This is a genomic window from Nonomuraea jiangxiensis, assembly GCF_900099965.1.
GTDB classification, from domain to species: domain Bacteria; phylum Actinomycetota; class Actinomycetes; order Streptosporangiales; family Streptosporangiaceae; genus Nonomuraea; species Nonomuraea jiangxiensis.
This window is the reverse complement of record NZ_FNDJ01000009.1, coordinates 87,026-105,401: the sequence shown is the minus strand read 5'-3', so window position 1 is coordinate 105,401 and position 18,376 is coordinate 87,026. Positions and strand designations below refer to the sequence as shown.

15 protein-coding genes are annotated in these 18,376 nt (G+C 72.3%); 9 read left to right on the top strand and 6 right to left on the bottom strand.

The genetic code is table 11. The annotated features are described in order from the left end of the window. Window positions 1-12 precede the first annotated feature (12 nt). From BLS95_RS20635 to BLS95_RS20625, 3 genes are read left to right on the top strand one after another with little or no spacing between them, the layout of a single operon-like run. Window positions 13-1,047, top strand: a complete 1,035-nt coding sequence (locus BLS95_RS20635) for a FecCD family ABC transporter permease (protein WP_176993293.1) — start codon at window positions 13-15, stop codon at window positions 1,045-1,047. Next, entirely contained in the window at window positions 1,044-1,817 is a 774-nt protein-coding gene (locus BLS95_RS20630; RefSeq protein ID WP_090933638.1) for an ABC transporter ATP-binding protein, read from the top strand. The genes BLS95_RS20635 and BLS95_RS20630 overlap by 4 nt, the downstream gene beginning before the upstream one ends. After that, on the top strand, window positions 1,814-2,515 hold the full coding sequence (locus BLS95_RS20625; protein WP_090933636.1) for an adenosylcobinamide amidohydrolase: 702 nt from the start codon (window positions 1,814-1,816) through the stop codon (window positions 2,513-2,515). Before BLS95_RS20630 ends, BLS95_RS20625 begins: the two co-directional genes overlap by 4 nt. Here BLS95_RS20625 and BLS95_RS20620 read toward each other — a convergent pair. Further along, window positions 2,488-4,158: a hydantoinase B/oxoprolinase family protein gene (locus tag BLS95_RS20620; protein WP_090933634.1), complete on the bottom strand. Its 1,671-nt coding sequence runs from the start codon at window positions 4,156-4,158 to the stop codon at window positions 2,488-2,490. The genes BLS95_RS20625 and BLS95_RS20620 overlap by 28 nt on opposite strands. Continuing rightward, window positions 4,155-6,158 (bottom strand): hydantoinase/oxoprolinase family protein, encoded by a 2,004-nt coding sequence (locus BLS95_RS20615; protein WP_090933632.1) that lies wholly within the window; start codon window positions 6,156-6,158, stop codon window positions 4,155-4,157. The genes BLS95_RS20620 and BLS95_RS20615 overlap by 4 nt, the downstream gene beginning before the upstream one ends. Before the next feature lie 105 nt (window positions 6,159-6,263). Between BLS95_RS20615 and BLS95_RS20610 the strand changes: the two genes are divergently transcribed. From BLS95_RS20610 to BLS95_RS20585, 5 genes are all read left to right on the top strand, one after another. After that, entirely contained in the window at window positions 6,264-7,727 is a 1,464-nt protein-coding gene (locus BLS95_RS20610) for a hypothetical protein (RefSeq protein WP_090933630.1), read from the top strand. Next, entirely contained in the window at window positions 7,727-9,463 is a 1,737-nt protein-coding gene (locus BLS95_RS20605) for a serine/threonine protein kinase (RefSeq protein ID WP_090933628.1), read from the top strand. The genes BLS95_RS20610 and BLS95_RS20605 overlap by 1 nt, the downstream gene beginning before the upstream one ends. Before the next feature lie 140 nt (window positions 9,464-9,603). After that, window positions 9,604-11,841 (top strand): DUF6421 family protein, encoded by a 2,238-nt coding sequence (locus BLS95_RS20595; RefSeq protein ID WP_245765183.1) that lies wholly within the window; start codon window positions 9,604-9,606, stop codon window positions 11,839-11,841. Beyond that, window positions 11,838-12,467 (top strand): SDR family NAD(P)-dependent oxidoreductase, encoded by a 630-nt coding sequence (locus BLS95_RS20590; RefSeq protein WP_090933626.1) that lies wholly within the window; start codon window positions 11,838-11,840, stop codon window positions 12,465-12,467. Before BLS95_RS20595 ends, BLS95_RS20590 begins: the two co-directional genes overlap by 4 nt. Next, window positions 12,464-13,513: a threonine aldolase family protein gene (locus BLS95_RS20585; RefSeq protein ID WP_090933624.1), complete on the top strand. Its 1,050-nt coding sequence runs from the start codon at window positions 12,464-12,466 to the stop codon at window positions 13,511-13,513. The genes BLS95_RS20590 and BLS95_RS20585 overlap by 4 nt, the downstream gene beginning before the upstream one ends. A gap of 115 nt (window positions 13,514-13,628) precedes the next feature. On the opposite strand, the gene BLS95_RS20580 is transcribed toward BLS95_RS20585, so the two are convergent. Together BLS95_RS20580 and BLS95_RS20575 are read right to left on the bottom strand one after the other, a co-directional pair. Next, the gene (locus BLS95_RS20580; RefSeq protein ID WP_090934065.1) at window positions 13,629-15,029 is read right to left on the bottom strand and encodes a phytoene desaturase family protein; all 1,401 of its coding nucleotides are present in this window, start codon (window positions 15,027-15,029) and stop codon (window positions 13,629-13,631) included. Between the two features lie 88 nt (window positions 15,030-15,117). After that, window positions 15,118-15,753, bottom strand: a complete 636-nt coding sequence (locus BLS95_RS20575) for a DUF305 domain-containing protein (RefSeq protein WP_090933622.1) — start codon at window positions 15,751-15,753, stop codon at window positions 15,118-15,120. A gap of 120 nt (window positions 15,754-15,873) precedes the next feature. Here BLS95_RS20575 and BLS95_RS20570 point away from each other — a divergent pair, with 120 nt between their 5' ends. Continuing rightward, window positions 15,874-16,581, top strand: a complete 708-nt coding sequence (locus BLS95_RS20570; protein WP_090933620.1) for a thioredoxin-like domain-containing protein — start codon at window positions 15,874-15,876, stop codon at window positions 16,579-16,581. Window positions 16,582-16,647: 66 nt separating this feature from the next. Here the strand turns inward: BLS95_RS20570 and BLS95_RS20565 are convergent, their stop codons facing one another. After that, entirely contained in the window at window positions 16,648-17,160 is a 513-nt protein-coding gene (locus BLS95_RS20565; protein ID WP_090933618.1) for an EF-hand domain-containing protein, read from the bottom strand. Window positions 17,161-17,236: 76 nt separating this feature from the next. Then, complete coding sequence (gene ald, locus BLS95_RS20560; RefSeq protein ID WP_090933616.1) at window positions 17,237-18,352, bottom strand: alanine dehydrogenase; 1,116 nt, start codon at window positions 18,350-18,352, stop codon at window positions 17,237-17,239. Window positions 18,353-18,376 lie beyond the last annotated feature (24 nt).

Below are 18,376 nucleotides of genomic sequence, written 5' to 3'. Positions count from 1 at the left end.
GGGGACCCGGCCATGGTCGCGCAGGCCGGCCCGTCCAGGGCCAGACCGCTGTGGGTGCTGGCCGCACTGGGCGTGCTGGCCGTCGCCATGGTCGCCGGGCTGCTCGACGGCGCGGCCGACATCTCGCCGTGGCAGGTGGTGCTCCAGGCGGTGGACTGGCTGCCGTTCGTGCACGTGGACTCGGGGCTGGCGCCGGTCGAGCAGGGACTGCTGTTCGAGCTGCGGCTGCCCCGGGTGCTGGTCGCCGCCGTGGTCGGCGGGCTGCTGGCGGTGGCCGGGGCCGGTTACCAGGGGGTGTTCCGCAATCCGCTCGCCGACCCGTACCTGCTCGGGGCCGCGGCGGGGGCGGGGCTCGCGACGACCGTGGCCATCGTGCTGCTGCCGTCGGCCGCCGGGAGCATCCCGGTCGCGGCGTTCCTGGGGGCCGTGGGCGGCGTGTTCCTGGCCTACACGCTGGGCAACACGGCCGGGCGGGCCGGCGGCACCGCCACGCTGGTGCTGGCGGGAGTGGCGGTCACGTCGTTCCTGACCGCCATCCAGACGTTCGTGCAGCAGTTCAAGGTGGAGGAGCTGCAGCGCATCTACTCGTGGATCCTCGGCGACGTGGGCGGCGGGTGGGACCAGTTCTGGCTGGTGCTGCCGTACGCGGCGGTCTCCGCCGTGCTGCTGCTCCTGCACGGGCGCATGCTGGACGTGCTGTCCGTGGGCGACGAGGAGGCCGCCAGCCTGGGCGTTCGGGCCGCACGGGTACGTTTCACCGTGCTGCTGGCGGCGTCGCTGGCCACCGCGGCGGCCGTGGCGGTGAGCGGGCTGATCGGGTTCGTGGGCATCGTCATCCCGCACGTCGTCCGGCGGCTGGCGGGCGGGTCGTACCGGATCGTGCTGCCGCTCTCGCTGATCGGCGGCGCGGCGTTCCTGGTCGCGGCCGACCTCGTCGCGCGCACCGTGATCGCGCCCGCCGAGCTGCCGATCGGGGTGGTGACGATGTTCGTGGGGGCGCCGTTCTTCGTCGGCGTGCTGCGCATGACCCGACGGGCGAGCACATGATCGAGACCTCCGCCCTGTCGGTACGGCTCGGGGACCGCGAGGTCCTGGCCGAGGTGGACCTGCGGGTGCGCCGCGGCGACTGGCTGGCGATCATCGGGCCCAACGGGGCGGGCAAGTCCACCCTGCTCAAGGCGGTCATGGGGCTGGTCGCGCACCGGGGCACGGTCACCCTGGACGGCCGGCCCGCCGCCGGGCTCAAACCGCGCGAACGGGCCCGGCTGCTGGCCTACGCGCCGCAGACGCCCGCGCTGCCGCCCGACATGACGGTCTTCGACTACGCGCTGCTCGGGCGCACCCCGTACATCCCGTATCTGGGGCGTGAGAGCCGCCACGACCGGGACGTGACCGCGTCCGTGCTCGACCGGCTGGACCTGACGGAGCTGGCCATGCGCCGCGCGGGGGAGCTGTCCGGCGGGGAGCGGCAGCGGGTGGTGCTGGCCAGGGCGCTCGCCCAGCAGGCGCCCGTGCTGCTGCTCGACGAGCCCACCACCGCGCTCGACCTGGGGCACCAGCAGCAGGTGCTGGAGCTGGTGGACCGGCTACGGCGGGCCGACGGCCTGACCGTGGTGACCACCCTGCACGACCTCACGGTCGCCGGTCTGTACGCCGACGCGCTGCTGCTGCTGGCCGAGGGCCGCGCGGCGGCCTCCGGGGCGCCCGCCCAGGTGCTCACCGAGGCACTGGTGGGGCGGCACTTCGACGCCCACGTCAAGATCGAGCCGGGCCCGGACGGGCGGCCCGTCGTGCACCTGGTGAGAGGGGGGCCATGAGGCTCACGTACCGGGTGGAGGAGGGCGTGCGGCTCGGGTCGCTGCTGTGGGAGTTCGGGCCCGGGTGGCGGATGATCTCCTCGGCGATCCTGGGCGGCGGCATCGGGGTCCGCGAGTGGGTGCTGAACGCGCAGGTGGTGGCGGGATATTCGCGCATGGACCCGGTGGATCACCTGGTCTCGTTAGGCCCGGGAGGGGACGGGGTCGGCATGATGACCGCCGCCTCCGTGGACCGCTATGTAAAGGCCTCCGACGGCGGCGTGACCTGCTACGCCACCGTGGGCCTGCGCGTGCCGACCTGGGCGGCCGCCCCGGAGGGCACGGAGGATCCGGAGCTGGCGCCGATCCGGGTGGGGACCGTCAACATCGTGACCGTGGTGCCGGTGGCGATGACGGACGCGGCGCTGGTCAACGCGGTGATGACGGTCACGGAGGCCAAGTCGCAGGCGCTGGTGGAGGCGGGCTTCCAGGGGACGGGGACGGCTTCCGACGCCGTGTGCGTGGCCGTGCGCGCGGAGGGGCCGGAGGAGGTGTTCGGGGGGCCGCGGTCGGAGTGGGGGGCCAGGGTCGCGCGGGCGGTCCACGCGGCGGTCCGCCGTGGCGCGGAGGCGTGGCGGCCCCGCGATGCCTCGGAAGCCGGGGAGGCCGGGGAGGCTCCCGCGCTACGCGGTCAGATCGGCGACCGGACGACCCCGTAGTCCCGCTCGGCGCCCGGCGCCGTCACGCGGCCCGCTTCGAGGTCGGCCTCGATCGCCGCCGGATCGCGTTCGGACGGGGGGCCGAGGCCGCCGCCTCCCGTGGTCTCCACGATGAACGCCTCGCCCGCCGCGAACCGGACGTTGTTCACCTTCGACGCCAGGCGTTCCACCGTGCCGTCCAGGTGGCGCTTGAAGAAGCCGCCCAGCCGCCCCGGCAGCCCGCCGTCGCGGCCCGGGGGCGCGAGGCGGAGGCGGTCGCCGCGGGTGGTGACGTGGCAGTCGGCCAGTAAGCGGTAGACCGTCCGCGTGCCCAGCCCGCCCCGGTGGCGGCCGGGGCCGCCCGAGTCCGGGATCGTCTCGATCGACTCGACGATCAGCGGGCAGCGGCTCTCCACCGGCTCGGCCTGCGGGACCGAGTTGCGGCCCACGCCGAAGTGCACGCCCGTCGCGTCCGGGCCGTCCAGGCCGTGGCGGGCGCCCACGCCGCCGAAGTCGTAGGACAGGTGGATCCAGTACGGGGCGCCGACCCCGGCGATCGAGAACGGCTGCAGGATCCCGCTGGCGGCCACCGCCCGTTCCGGCACGGCGTCCGACATGGCCTGGAAGACGGCCTCCATGGCGGCGTAGATGGGGACGAAGCGGCCGCCGCACGGGTGCGGGGAGCGGGCGTTGAGCAGGGAGCCCTCGGGCAGGCGTACGTCGACGGCCCGCAGGCAGCCCTCGTTCATCGGGATCGTGGGGTCCAGGAAGCAGCGGGTCGCGAAGACGGCGGCGGCCAGGGACTGGGCGGCCGAGGCGTTGATCGCGGCGGGCACCTGGGGGCCGGTGCCGGCGAAGTCCAGGACGGCCCGGTCGCCGCCGAGGGTGACGGTGACCCGGACGAGATGCGATTTATCAGGGTTTATGCCGTCGTCGTCGATCGGGTACTCGGCCTCGAACGTGCCCCTTGGCAGCTCGGCCAGCGCCGTGCGGGTCCTGCTCTCGGTGTAGTCCAGGTAGTCCTCTATGCCCGCCGCCAGGCCACGCTCGCCGTACTCGCCGATCAGGGCCTCCAGGCGGGCGGCGGCCACGGCCGTGCCGGCCACCAGAGCCCGTACGTCGCCCATCACCTTGTCCGGCGTCCGGCTGTTGGCCCGCAGGATCGCCTCCATGGCCCGGTCGATCCCGCGATCGGTGGCCAGGAGCACCGGGGGGAGCTGGAGGCCCTCCAGGAAGATGTCGGTGGCCAGCGGGGCCATCCCGCCCGCCGACAGGCCGCCCAGGTCGGAGACGTGGATCATGGTGGCGGCGAAGTACGCCGGGATGCTGCCGACGAAGACCGGGCGGTAGACGAGCAGGTCGTTGGTGTGCACGCCGCCCCGGTAGGCGTCGTTGAGCGCGTACACGTCGCCGGGCGCCATCGTGTCGAGCGGGAGGTCCTTGACCAGCTCGGGCAGGGCGGCCCGGAGCGCCATGCTGTTCATGAGCGTGGTGGCCGTGGAGTGGGCGATCAGGCGGCCCCGGGCGTCCAGGATGGCGGCCGAGGCGTCGGAGCCCTCGACGATGAACGTCGAGTACGCCGAGCGCACCACCACGATGCCGGCCTCCTCCGCCGCCACGACCAGCGCGTTCCTGAGCACCTCGGCGGTGAGGGCGTCGTTCATCGCTCGCTCCTGAGGAGATGGACGGCTCCGGCGGCGGTGCGGGTGGCGGTCCAGGCGGGCGGGACGACGATCGTGGACTCGGCGTCCTCGACGGTGGCCGGACCCGGCAGGGCCGATCCCATGGTGTCCCTGGTGTGGACCGGCACGTCGGTGTAGCCGCCCAGCTCGGGGAAGTACGCCCTCCGCGTACGGGGAGGGCGGGCAGGCGACGGAGGCGGGGCGGGGGGAGCGTCGTGCGAGCCGTCCACGGGTGTGGTGACGCGGACGCGGTAGCTCACCAGCTCGACCTCGCCTTCCTGCGTGATGCCGTACACCTCGGCGTACCGGGCGAAGAAGCGGGACTCCAGGGCCTGGCGGTCGGCGGTCCAGGGGACGGTCAGGTCGTGGGACTGGCCCCTGAAACGGGCGTCGACCGAGCGCAGCACCCGCACGCCGGGGTCCGCGAGCGACACCCCGAGGTCCGCGGCCGCGTCCGAGGCCAGTCCTGCGAGGACCGCCTCCGGGTCCTGGGCGTCCAGCCGGGACAGGACGCGGTCGGTCGAGAGGGCGCCCGCCAGCAGGCCCGCCGCCGAGGCCACCCCGCAGTGCGCGGGCACCACCACCGTGCCGATCCCGAACCGCTCGGCCACCCTGGCCGCGTGCATGGGCCCGGCGCCGCCGAAGGCCACCAGGGCGAAGCCGCGCGGGTCGATCCCGCGCTGCACCGTCACCACGTGCACGGCCGAGGCCATGGACGCGCTCACGATCTCGTGCACGGCGTACGCGGCCCGCTCCCGGGGCACGCCCAGCGGCCCGGCCAGCCGGTCGAGGGCCTGGCCGGCGAGCGCGGGCGACAGCGGGATGGAGGCCGAGGACAGGTAGCCGAGCACCAGGTTCGCGTCCGTCACGGTGGGTTCGGAGCCGCCCAGGCCGTAACAGGCGGGCCCGGGGGAGGAGCCGGCCGATCGCGGGCCTACCCGCAGGGCGCCGGCCAGATCGAGCCAGGCGAGGCTGCCCCCGCCCGCGCCCACCTCCGCCAGGTCGATGGACGGCGTCTTGATCGGCACGCCGGTGCCCGCCCGCCGCCCGCCGAAGCTGCCCTTGCCGCCGACGTGGAACTCGTGGGTGATCTCCGGCCGCCCGCCGCGCACCACGCAGGTCTTGGCGGTGGTGCCGCCCATGTCGAACGAGATCACGTCCGCGAATTCGGTCCCGGCCGCCGCGAGCACGCCCGCCGCCGGGCCCGACTCGATCGTGGCCACCGCCCGACTGGCCGCCAGTTCGGCGGAGATCACGCCGCCGCTCGACTCCATGACGTGTACGGGTGCGCCGATCCCGAGCTCCGCCAGCCGCTCCCGGAGCCGCGAAAGATACGAAGCCATCAATGGACCGATATATGCGGACATGATGGTGGTGGTGGCGCGTTCGTACTCCCGGATCTCCGGCCACACCTCCGAGGAGATCACCACGTCCGGCACCGACTCCCGCAGGATCGCCGCGACCTGCCGTTCGTGCCGGGGATTGGCGTAGGAGTGCAGCAGGCACACGGCCGCCGACGCGATCCCGCGCCGCGCGATCTCCGCCGCGACCCGCCGTACGGAGCCCTCGTCCAGCGGCGTGAGCACGTCACCGCGCGCGGAGACCCGCTCCACCACCTCGAAGCAGTCGCCCGGCGCCACCGGCGGCGGGGGCGGGGAGAAGCGCAGGTCGTAGCGGTCCTCCTCGACGCGGGCGTAGCGGCCGAGCGGGATCGTGGCGCGAAAGCCGCAGGTCGTGACGAAGGCCACCCGGAGCCCCTGGCGTTCGAGCACCGCGTTGGTGGCCAGCGTGGTCGCGTGCACCACCCGCGTGACCTGCGCCGGGTCGCGCCCGCGAAGCACACGCGTAACGCCGGCCACGATGCCCGCGATGGGGTCGTAGTGGGTGCTCAAACATTTCGCCACGGAAATCGCGCCCGACGTGTCCCGGAGGACCACGTCGGTGAAGGTGCCACCGACATCGACGCCGATCGCACAGTCCATCCGGGTACGTTATGCCCCCGAGCAAACGCTTGTCTACGTAGTGGTCTATTGACTTACGGCATGTGATTGGGACCCTGGATTCGTACCTGCTTTTGGGAGCGACAGATGGCGCGCCTCACAGCTTTGGCCGGAGGCGTCGTGGCGGCACTGGTGCTGCTCGCGATGCCGGTCGCGGCGCACGAGCACCCGAGCGGGATCACCGACCTGGTGACCCCGGCCGTGGTGCGGGTGGAAGCCGTGTCCCACGTGGAGATCACGCTGCTCGACCACGTCAGCGAGCTCAAACATGTGGAGCGGTCCTACGACTACCCGTTCGCTCAGGGGACGGGCACGGTCATCAACCCCGACGGCTCGCTCGTCGCGCTGCGGCGCCTGGCGGTGAACGCCGAGGACGTCGCGATCCGCTCGGCGAACAAGATCTTCGCCGAGCACCACAAGGTGAAGATCCCCGACGACGACGAGAAGCACACGATCTCCGACGACCTGCTCAACCGTCATCTGCAAGACTGCTACCCGCCCATGAGCTCCACGGCGACCTGCATCATCAACGTGACCACCGAGATCACGGCCTACCCCAACGTGTCGCCGGCCAGCGCCGACGGCTACAAGGTCAAGTGCATCAAGGCGGGCTCCGAGCCCGACAGCCCGGCCGTGCTGGTGCCGGTGACCCCGCTGGCCGGGGGCGTCGGCATGCCGACCGCGCCGCTCGCCGACAAGGTGCCCGACCAGCAGGGCTCGCCCACCAACGTGGCGGGGTTCCTGGGCCGGCCGGGCCCCAACGTCACGCACACGGTCGAGATCGCCCACCTGGGCAAGGGCGGCGCGGCCGGGGAGTCGGGCCGGCCGTTCACCGACCCGGAAGGCAAGGTGGACGAGCCGGTCAAGCTGGGCGGCCTCGCCGACAAGGGCATGGTGGGCGCGCCGGTGATCGGCGACAAGAACGGCCACGTCATTGGCCTGCTGGTGGGCGGCGGCAAAGAGGGCAGGATGATCGGCATCAGGGAGGTCACCGGTCTCCTGGCGGCGGCCAAGGTGGTGCCGCGCAGGGGCGCGATCGACACGGCGTTCGAGGCGGCGCTGACCCGTTACCACACGAACTACTACACCGAGGCCGCCCCCGGCTTCCAGCGCGTGCTGGAGCTCTATCCCGGCAACGTGGTGGCCGCGGCGCTGCTGAAGACGTCGCTGGCCAAGCGCGGCGGCCCGGAGGACCAGGGCACGAAGTCGGCGGCGACCGCGCCGGCCAGGAGCACGCCGTTGTGGCCGTTCATCCTGGCGGCCGGGATACTTTTCATAGCCGCCGGGGGCGGGGCGTATCTGCTGTGGCGTCGCCGCACTCCGGAGAAGGCCACGGAGCCGCCACAGCCACTGGCGGCCGGTCCACCGCTCGACGACGGCGCCAACCAGACCGTGGTCGTACGGCGTTCGCAGCCGTTCCAAGTGGTCCCGCAGCAGCAGCAGGTGATGACCGCGCCCGACCCGGCGATCAAATACTGCACCTCGTGCGGTATGCGGCTCGGTCCCGCGCACCGATTCTGCGGCTACTGCGGCCACCCCACCGAGACGTGATGCCATTGAACGAGAGATCGCTCATCGGCCAGGAGGTGGCCGGGTACTACATCGAGGACATCGTCGGCAAGGGCGGCATGGCCGTCGTCTACCTGGCACTCGACCCGAGGTTGAGCCGCCGGGTGGCGCTGAAGATCCTCAACCCGGTGCTCAGCGTCGACGACCGGTTCAGGCAGCGGTTCATCCTGGAGTCCAGGACGGTCGCCAGCATCGAGCACCCCAACATCATCCCGATCTACGAGGCGAACGCCGACGCCGACGGCGTGCTCTACATCGCCATGCGCTACGTCGACGGCCTGGACCTGCGCCGCCTCATCTACGACCGGGGGCCGCTGCCGCTCGGCCAGGCCAACCTGATCTTCGCCCAGGTCGCCGCCGCGCTCGACGCCGCCCACGCGCACGACCTGATCCACCGGGACGTCAAACCGGCGAACATCCTGCTCGCCGGCGACCACGTCTACCTCACCGACTTCGGCATCACCAAGCACCGCTCCTCGATCTCGGGGCTGACCCAGACCGACCAGTTCATCGGCACGCCGCGTTACATGTCGCCGGAGCAGATCAACAAGGAGCACATCGACGGCCGCTGCGACCAGTACGCCCTGGCCTGCGTGATCTACGAGGCGCTGGCGGCGCGGCTGCCGTTCCAGCGCGAGAACGACATCGCGCTGCTCTGGGCCCACCTCGCCGAGCAGCCGGTGCCGCTGTCACAGCTCAGGCCCGAGCTGCCGGCGCAGACCGACGACGTGATGATGCGGGCGCTGGCCAAGTCGCCCGACCAGCGCTACGCGACCTGCACGGAGTTCGTGACCGCGCTGCGTGACGCGATCAGCGGCAACCAGCCCGACCCGACCAGCGGCCCGCACCCCTTCGTTCCCCGCCCCAGCCCGCATTCGGGGCCGTACCCGGTGCAGGGAGCCCACGCGGCCTCCCATCCGCCGGGGCCCTCACTCGGTCCATCGTCGGGTGTATCGCCGGGCCCATCGCGGGGTCCATCGTCTGGGCCCTCCTCGGGTCCGCACACAGGGTCGCCGCTCGCCGCCCCGTTCGCGCTGTCCTCGGCAGCCGTGCGCGGGGCGTCCCCGCCCACGCAGCCCTCCCCGCCCACGCAGCCCTCCGCGCCCAGGGCGCGGCCCGGTCGCATCCCGATCGTGGCCGCCACGCTGGTCGCCGCGGTCGCGGCGCTCGTGCTGGTCGCGCTGATCATCACGAGCCACCGCACCGAGACCTGGTCCCGCTACCAGACCAGCGCCGCCGCGCCGCTCACGTTCGAATATCCCGGCTCATGGACGGTACGCACCCACCAGGACCTGTTCGCGGTGGTCTCCCCGCATGCCACCGAGTTCGAGGACCTGTTCGTGGCCGGTCCCGGCGCCGACTGGTCGGCGGTCGCCACGATCGTCGCCGACGACCCCGACAGCGCCTCGGGCGTGTACGTCCAGGTCTCCGACACCCTCGACGCCGGCGGCACCTCCGAGCAGATGAAGGCCAAGATGGACGCCCTGCTGCCGGGCCAGGTCGACCTCGGCAAGCCCGTGCCGGACCAGGCCGGCAGCAGCCCCGCCACCCGCTTCGACGGCTCGCTGCACGACCCCGCGTCCGGCACCAGGCTGGGCTTCGTGAGCTACGTGATCGACCGCGAGCCCAAGACCATGCTCGTGATGTACTTCTGCGCCAAGGCCACCTGCGACGACGCCACCCAGACCCGCATCAGGCAGAGCGTGCACGTGTCCTGACCCGCCGGCGGCCGTACTCGTCCGGAGCCGCTTACGGTGGTCGCCCCTGTGAACCGGCGTGCCCGCGTAAGGGTTTGATGGGCATGCAGGGACTATGTGTATATTTTTCGTCAGAAGGTGGTAGAAACAGGAGATATTTCATGCGATCGTTTCCCCGGGTGGTGTTCGACGAGGCCCACAGCGAGTCGTGGACCGTGCAGCGCGAGGTGGCCGAGGCCATCAACCCCGCCCACCCCGACGACAACAGCTACGCCCGCGCCGCCGGGCTGCTGCGGCACCTGGGACACACGGTCACGGCCCACACCTCCGGCGCCCTGGACCCCGGAGTGCTGGCGCGGGCCGACGTACTGGTGATCGCGCATCCGGCGGGGGAGCGGTGGGAACGCACCACCGGGCAGGGCAGCCCCCTCTTCACCGCCGCCGAGCTGGACGCCGTCCAGGACTACGTCGCCGCCGGCGGCGGGCTGGTGGTGCTGGCCGAGGAAGAGCAGGACAAGTACGGCAACAACCTCGGCGAGCTGCTCGGACGCTTCGGGGTCGCCGTGGAGCACACAACGGTACGCGACCCCGCGCACGCGCACCGGGACGTGGCCACCTGGGTCCTCGCCGAGCGCGCCACCACCGACGGCCTGCTCGCCGGGGTCCGCACGGCCTGCTTCTACCGCTCCGGCACCCTACGCCTGACCACCCCCACGCCTGCGACCGCCACGCCCGCGTCCACCGCGCCCGCGACCCCCGCACCCGCGACCGCCGCATCGGCCACGACCGCGTCCGCCACGACCTCCGCCGTGTCCACCTCCGCCGTGTCCACCTCCGCTGCGTCCGCCCCGGCCGCGCCTGGGGCGGACGTGAGTGCCACCGTGCTCCTCACGACCTCGCCGGCCGCCGACCCGGCGGGGGCGCCGCTGGCCGTCGCCGTGCGGTACGGGCGGGGCCGCGTGGTCGTGTTCGCCGACTCCGACCTGTTCGGCGACGACTCCATCGAGGACTACGACCATCGCACCCTCTGGGGGAACGTCATCACCTGGGCCGCCCGCGTCCCGGACGCGGATGGCGCATCCGAGGGCCGTGACGACGCCGCCCACCAGGCGAAGGCGGCCCTGTTCCGGCGGCTGAAGGCGGCCGTGGAAGAGCTCAGGCCGCTGCAGGTCAAGGACGGGTCGGTGCCGGAGGAGAAGGAGCGGGCGAAGGCGCTGGTGGGCGTGATCGCCAAGGAGCTGGGCGAAATATCACCATATTTCCCCCAGGACGCCGCCTACCTCCAGGCCGCCCAGCAGGACCTCGCCGCCTGGGCCGACCAGGACCTCGGCGTGCCCGACTTCCGGGACTCCCTCGACCGCTTCCACCCCGACACCCAGCGCGAGGACGGCCTGGAGCACGTCGTGGTCTTCCCGATGTACACCCAGAACGGCAACCCCCACCGCAACCTGGAAGCCGTCTGGATCCGCACGATCTGGCCCGGCTGGCTGGCCGACCTGGAGGCGGGCGGCTACGACAACCCGATGTTCGTGCCGATCGCGTTCGAGGATTTCACCTCCGGCTACGACACGCACTCGGCCGTGCTGTTCCCCGAGACGGTCGCCGTACGGCAGGCGCCCGAGCGGTTCACCTGGGGCGGGATCTTCGCCGACCGGGAGGCCGCCAGGTTCCGGCGGGTGGCCAGCGCCGCCGCCGACACGCTCAGGCTGGACCTGCCGCCCGAGGCCGAGCGGCTGCTGGCGTCGCAGCGGCTGGCGCAGGACACGTACGTGCTCTGGGACCTGGTGCACGACCGCACCCACAGCCACGGTGACCTGCCGTTCGACCCGTTCATGATCAAGCAGCGGATGCCGTACTGGCTGTACTCGCTGGAGGAGCTGCGTTGCGACCTGACCGCGTTCGGGGAGGCGGTGAAGCTGGCGGAGCGGGGGGTGCCGCACGCCCGGTACGTGCAGCTCGCCATCCTGTTCGACCGGCTGTTCAGGTTCCCGATCACCGGGGCGCGGGTGCGGAACTACGACGGGCTCGGCGGCCAGCTCCTGTTCGCCTACCTGCATCGCAACGACATCGTGCGGTGGACGGACAACCGGCTGTCGATCGACTGGGACCGGGTGGCCGACGGGGTGGCCGACCTGCGGGGGGAGATCGAGAAGCTCTATCGCGACGGCATCGACCGGTCCAAGCTGGCGCACTGGCTGGCGGCGTACGAGCTGGTCAGCCGGTACGTGCGGCCGCACCCCGGCTCCACCTGGGCCCAGGGCGTGCAGGCGCTGCCGGAGGAGCAGAAGGCCAAGGTGGACGCGGTGCTGGCGGACGAGTTCCCGCTGAGCATGTTCTACGAGGCGCTGCGCCGTAAGCTGGCCGATGTGGTCGAATCGACTAAGGGACTTCGTGCATGATCATTCTGGTTACCGGGGCCGCAGGGCCCACCGGTGAGGCCGTATCCGGATATTTCCGGAAGCAGGGGCACACCGTGATCGCCGTCGACAAGGACGACGTCGATCTCCTCGACCGCGCGGCGGTGGAGGAGCTGGCCGCCCGCATCGACCGCGAGCACGGGCGCCTCGACGGCGTCGTGCACCTGGTCGGCGGGTGGCGCGGATCGAGCTCGTTCGCCGAGACCAGCCTCGACGACTGGACCCTGCTGCACGATCTGCTGATCCGCACGCTCCAGCACGTGTCCCTGGCCTGCGAGCCGCTGCTGCGCCGCAGCGACAACGGCCGCTTCGTGATCGTCTCGGCCAAGGCCGCCCAGCGGCCCGAGGCCGGCGGCGCGGCCTACGCGGCGGCCAAGGCCGCGGCGGAGGCGTGGACGCTCTCCCTGGCCGACGCCCTGCGGGACACCTCCAGCGCGGCCGTGATCCTGGTGGTCAAGGCCCTGGTGAACGACGCCATGCGCGCCAAGAGCCCGGAGTCGAGGTTCCCCGGCTTCACCGACGTCGGTGACCTGGCCACGGCGATCGGCGGCCTCTACGACCGCCCCGCCACCGAGATCAACGGTACGCGATTGGATCTGACTGCGTGACTCCCCGGCACGACCCCCACCTCAAGGCGTTCGCCAGCGACAACTACGCCGGCGTGCACCCCGAGATCCTCCAGGCCATCGTCGCGGCCAACGGCGGTCACCAGATCTCCTATGGGGAGGACGTCTACACCGAGGCCCTGCAGGACGTCTTCCGCAACCACTTCGGCGAGCGGGCGCGGGCCTGGCCGGTGTTCAACGGCACGGCCGCCAACGTCGTCTCGCTGCGCGCCATGACCGCCCAGTGGGAGGCGGTCATCTGCGCGGAGAGCGCCCACATCAACACCGACGAGGGCGGCGCCCCCGAGGTGGTGGGCGGCATCAAGCTGCTGACGGTGCCCACGCCCGACGGCAAGCTCACCCCGGAGCTGATCGACCGGCAGGCGTGGGGGTTCGGCGACGTGCACCGGGCCCAGCCTCGGGTGGTGTCGATCTCCAACACCACCGAGCTGGGCACCGTCTACACCCCGGCCGAGCTGACCGCGCTCTGCGCCCACGCCCACGACCTGGGGCTGCTCGTCCACCTCGACGGCTCCCGCCTGACGAACGCCGCCGCCGCCCTGGACGTGCCCATGCGCGCCCTGACCACCGACGCGGGCGTCGACGTGCTCTCCTTCGGCGGCACGAAGATCGGCCTGATGTACGGCGAGGCGGTCGTCGTGCTCAACCCCGACGCCGCCGGCGGCATCGACTGCCTCCGCAAGACGTTCATGCAGCTGTCGTCCAAGATGCGGTTCGTCTCGGCGCAGTTCGAGGCGCTGCTGGCGGGTGACCTGTGGCTGCGCAACGCGCGCCAGGCCAACGCCATGGGACGGCGGCTGGCCGCGGCCGTCAGGGAGCTCCCCGGGGTCGAGCTGTCGCGGCCGGTCGAGGCAAACGCCGTGTTCGCGGTGCTGCCCGCGGACGTCGCCGAGCGGCTGCGCAAGCGCTTCCGCTTCTACACCTGGAACGCCGACCTCGGCGAGGTGCGGTGGATGTGCGCGTTCGACACCACGGAGGCCGACGTGGACGCCTTCGCTGCCGCGCTCGCCGAGGAACTGGCCGCGTAAGACCGCGCGCGCCGAGCCGCGTGCCGGCCGCTCGGCCGCGGACCGGTGAGTCGGGATGGGCGCCGGAGGCTCTGGTCGCGGGCTCACGGCCGGGTTGCCCGGCCGGCGGCGGGGACTAATCGCGCAACGCCAGGCGGGCGGCCTGCCAGCCGCCCATGCCGTGCACCGCGGAGCCCGGCGGCGTCGAGGCCGAGCAGAGGAACACCCCCGGCAGCGGCGTGCGCCACGGCGCAGGCGACCACACCGGCCGCCGGAGGAACTGCACGAGGTCGGCCACCCCGCCGCTGATGTCCCCGCCGACCAGATTGGGGTTGTACGCCTCCAGGTCGGCCGGGGACATCGTGTGCCGGGCGAGCACCCGGTCCCGGAAGCCGGGGGCGTACCGCTCGATCTGAGTCTCGATGGTGCCGGTCATGTCCACCGGAGAGCCGTGGGGGACGTGGCAGTAGGCGTACAGGGTGTGCCCGCCCCTGGTCGGGTCGGCCGCGTACGGCTGCACGACCAACACGTAAGGCCGCGGCGAGACCCGCCCGGCGACCGCCTCCGCCTCGCTGAGCGCGATCTCCTCCAGCGTCCCGCCCAGGTGCACCGTGCCCGCCCCGGCCACCGCCGGATCCCGCCACGGCACCGGCCCGTCCAGCGCCCAGTCCACCTTGAACACCCCCGCCCCGTACCGGAAGCGCTGGAGCCGCCGGCGATAGCCCGCGGGCAGCTCGGCCATGGCGAGGAACTGCCGGGGCGTCACGTCGAGCACCACGGTCGGCGCGTCCAGCTCCGCCAGCCGCCGCACGCGGTGGCCGCTGACCGCCTCGCCGCCCAGCGACCTCAACTCGGCCACGAGCGCGTCGGCCAGCACCTGCGAGCCGCCCCGCACCAGCGGCCAGCCCACCAGGTGGGCCAGCCCGGCCAGCAGCAGGCCGTAGCCGGCGCTGATGGGGGAGCGCAGGTCGAGCTTGGAGTGTGCGGCCATGCCCGCGATCAGCGCCCGCGCCTCCGTGGTGCGGAACGCCCGCCGCGCGAACGTCGTGGCGGGCAGCGCCCCCGCCAGCCCGAAGCGGATCGCCTGCGCGAACGCCCGCGGCGGCGCGTCCCACGGCCCCAGCGGCTTGAGCAGCAGCTCCACCAGCGGGAACCCGGCCCGCGCGGTCGCCCCCACGGTGGCCAGCCAGGCGCGGGCGTCCCGCCCGAGCCCCTCGGCGGTGCGGCGGGCGTCGCGGTGCACGAGCACGGCCGGACGGTCGTCGAGCGGATGGGCCGCGGCCACGGCGGGGTGGGCGAACTCCACGCCCTTCAGCTCCAGCCCCCGGAAGGCCGGCGACGCCAGCGCCATCGCCACCACGGTCGCGCCCAGGTCGTGCACCCGGCCCGGGAGCGTCAGCTCGCCCGAGCGCAGGCCGCCGCCGAACCCGTCGGCGGCCTCCAGCAGCACCACCTTGCGTCCGGCGCGGGCCAGCGTGACGGCGGCGACGAGACCGTTGGGGCCCGATCCCACGACGATCGCATCGGCGGCGCTCATCATGCGCTCCTTCACTGGACCGGCTTCGCTGGCCCCGCTTCACCGGGTCGGCTTCACTGGGCCGACTTTACCGGGCTACCGGCACCGACTACTGAGCCGGGAGAATCGACGGGTAGGGCTGCGCACCACGCTGGCGCAGCAGGTCGGTCATGAGCTTGATCTCCGAGCTCTGCCCCGTCACGATCTTCTGCGCCATGCTGACCACCTCGGACCGCGTGGACAGCTTGAGCAGGCCCTGGGCCATCTCCACGCCGCCCTCGTGGTGGCGGATCATGAGCTGCAGGAACAGGACCTCGGCCTGCTTGCCCTGCGCCTGCTTGAGCTGGGTCAGCTCCTGCGGCGTGGCCATGCCGGGCATCTGCCCCGGCGGGCCCGCGGCGCCGCCACCGTGCCCGTGACCGGTCATCCAGGCCATCGGCCGCTGGTCACCCACCTGGGGCAGGCCCCACGCCTGCAACCAGCCCAGGAACATGCCGCGCTGGCCCGACTGGGCGGTGATGATGTCGTAGGCCAGGTTTCTGATCTCGCCGGCCGGGTTTTTGTCCCGGATCGTGAACGCCATGTCCACCGCCTGCGCGTGATGTGCGGCCATGTCACGGGCGAAGCCCGCCTCAGCCGAGGCGTCGCCGGGCGTGCCACCGCGGCCGAACAACAGGAACGCCGCCACGGCGAGCACCAGCACGCCGCACGCGATCAGGAACGGTTTCCTCGTGGAGTTCTCCATGGCCTGTCCAGCGTACCCATCCGGCGGCGGGGTCGTGATCGGACCCTTATAGAGGTCTTATTCTCCGCATACTGCTGTAGGCAATAGGGTGACCGGAGTTGGCACGCCGATGGAGGAGCGATGACGAAGGAGAAGGCGCAGGCACGGCGCGAGCATCTGCAGAAGATGCGGGCCGAGCAGAAGCGCAAGGAGCGGCGTGCCGCTCTGCTCATGTGGGGTGCGGGCGGGCTCGTCGTCGTCGTTCTCGTCGGCGTGGTGGGCTTCTATCTGATCAATCAGGCCCGTGAGACCTCGCTGGACGCCGTGGTCAGCGTCAAGTACGACGCCGGCAAGCACGTGACGAACGCGGTCAGCTACAAGGAGACGCCGCCGATGGGCGGCGAGCACAACCCCTACTGGCAGCAGTGCGCGATCTATGACAAGCCGATCCACCCCGAGCACGCCGTGCATTCGCTGGAGCACGGCGCCGTCTGGATCACCTACCGGCCCGACCTGCCCAAGGCGCAGGTCGACAAGCTGAAGGAAGTGGCCTCCTCGACGGGGCAGCAGGACTACATGCTGGTCAGCCCGTTCCCCAACCTGCCGGCGCCGGTGGTCGCCTCGTCGTGGGGGCACCAGCTGAAGTTGCAGACCCCTGACGACCCGAAGCTCGGGGCGTTCGTCAAGAGGTATCAGAACGGGTCTGACACGCCGGAGCCCGGCGCCGTGTGCGGCGGGCCGCAGGCCGTCACCACCACGGCCGACCAGGCGCCGCTGCCGCCCGTGTCCGACCAGCAGCAGGCACCGACGGAGACCGTCTCCCCGGCGCCGAGCCAGTCCCAGCAGTAGCCGGCGGCCTTCACAGCCGGTGGGCTCAGGGCCCCGCCCCCGCGGCCGGGCCCTGAGCCTTGTTCGTCAGACGTCGCCGATGAGCAGGGCCTGCCGGGCGCGCACGAACTCCTCGACGGAGATTCGCCCGTCGCCGTCGGCGTCCACCTCGGTGAAGGCCGTGCCGAGGTCGGTGCCCGAGCGGCTCCAGAGCGCGGAGAACTCCTTGGCCGTGATCCAGCCGTCGCTGTCGCGGTCGGCCGCGGCGAAGGTGGCCCGGGAGATCGGTGCCAGCACCGTGTCGAGCGTGCCGGCCCGTACGAGCGAGTCGAACGACCGGACGTACTCCTCCTTGCTGATCCGGCTGTCGCGGTCGGTGTCCAGGGCATGGACGTGGGAGTCCCAGGCGTTGAGGAACGCGTCCACGACCGCGTCGCCCTCGGGTGTGTCGGCCGGCATGCCGGTCTGCTCCAGCCGCCGCTGCGCGAGAGCCATGTAGTCGTACCTGGTCAGGAAGCCGTCGCGGTCGGTGTCGAGGTCGTCGAAGTTCCGCTCGGCGCTCGCGCGGAAGCCGTTCTGGGGCATCACCACTCCGATCATCACGCTAAGTAGCTGATCATTACTTAGCGTAACGCGCCGGGACGGGACAGGACAGGGAAACCCATGAAAGAGCGGCTCAGCCGAGCACGTCCGCCGCGGGGGTCGGCTCGAACCCGTGCGCCTCGGCCACCGGGCGGCTCGTCAGGTGGCCCTCGTGGGTGCTCAGGCCGAGCGCCAGCGCCCGATCCGCGCGCATGGCCCGCCGCCACCCCAGGTCGGCGATGGCCAGCGCGTACGGCAGCGTGACGTTCGTCAGGGCGAACGTGGAGGTGTGCGGCACGGCCCCCGGCATGTTGGCCACGCAGTAGAAGATCGAGTCGTGCACCCGGTAGGTGGGCCGCTCATGCGTGGTCGGCCGGGAGCCGGCGAAGCAGCCGCCCTGGTCGATCGCGATGTCCACCAGCACCGAGCCCGGCTTCATCCGGCTGACCAGGTCGTCGCTCACCAGCTCGGGAGCCCTGGCGCCGGGCACCAGGACCGCGCCGACGACCAGGTCCGCCTCCAGCACCGCGCGCTCGATCTCCAGCATGCTGGACGCGACCGTCTGGCAGTGCCCCTGGTAGATCATGTCCGCCTGGCGCAGCTTGTCGATGTTCCTGTCCAGCAGCACGACCTCGGCCTGCATGCCGAGGGCGATGGCGGCGGCGTTCATGCCGGAGACACCCGCCCCGATGACCACCACGTGCGCCGCGCGCACGCCGGAGACGCCGCCCATCAGCACGCCCCGGCCGCCCCTGGAACGCATCAGGTGGTAGGCGCCCACCTGCGGCGCCAGCCGGCCCGCCACCTCGGACATCGGCGCGAGCAGCGGCAGAGCGCCGCCGGGGCTCTGCACGGTCTCGTAGGCGATGGCGGTGGTGCCCGCGTCGAGTAGCGCCCGCGTGCACTCCCGCGAGGCGGCCAGATGCAGGTACGTGAACAGCACCTGCCCCTTGCGCAGCCGGTGGTACTCCTCCGCCACCGGCTCCTTGACCTTCATGACCAGGTCGGCGGTGGCCCAGAGCTCGTCGGCGCCGGGGATCATGACGGCGCCCGCCGCGGTGAAGTCCGCGTCCGGGATCGAGGAGCCGGCGCCCGCCTCCCGCTCGACGAAGACCCGGTGGCCATGGCGGACCAGCTCGTGCACCCCGGCCGGGGTCAGCGCCACCCGATATTCGCTGTTCTTGACCTCTCGCGGGACCCCGACCTTCATGGCACAACTCTTCTCGTCCCATGT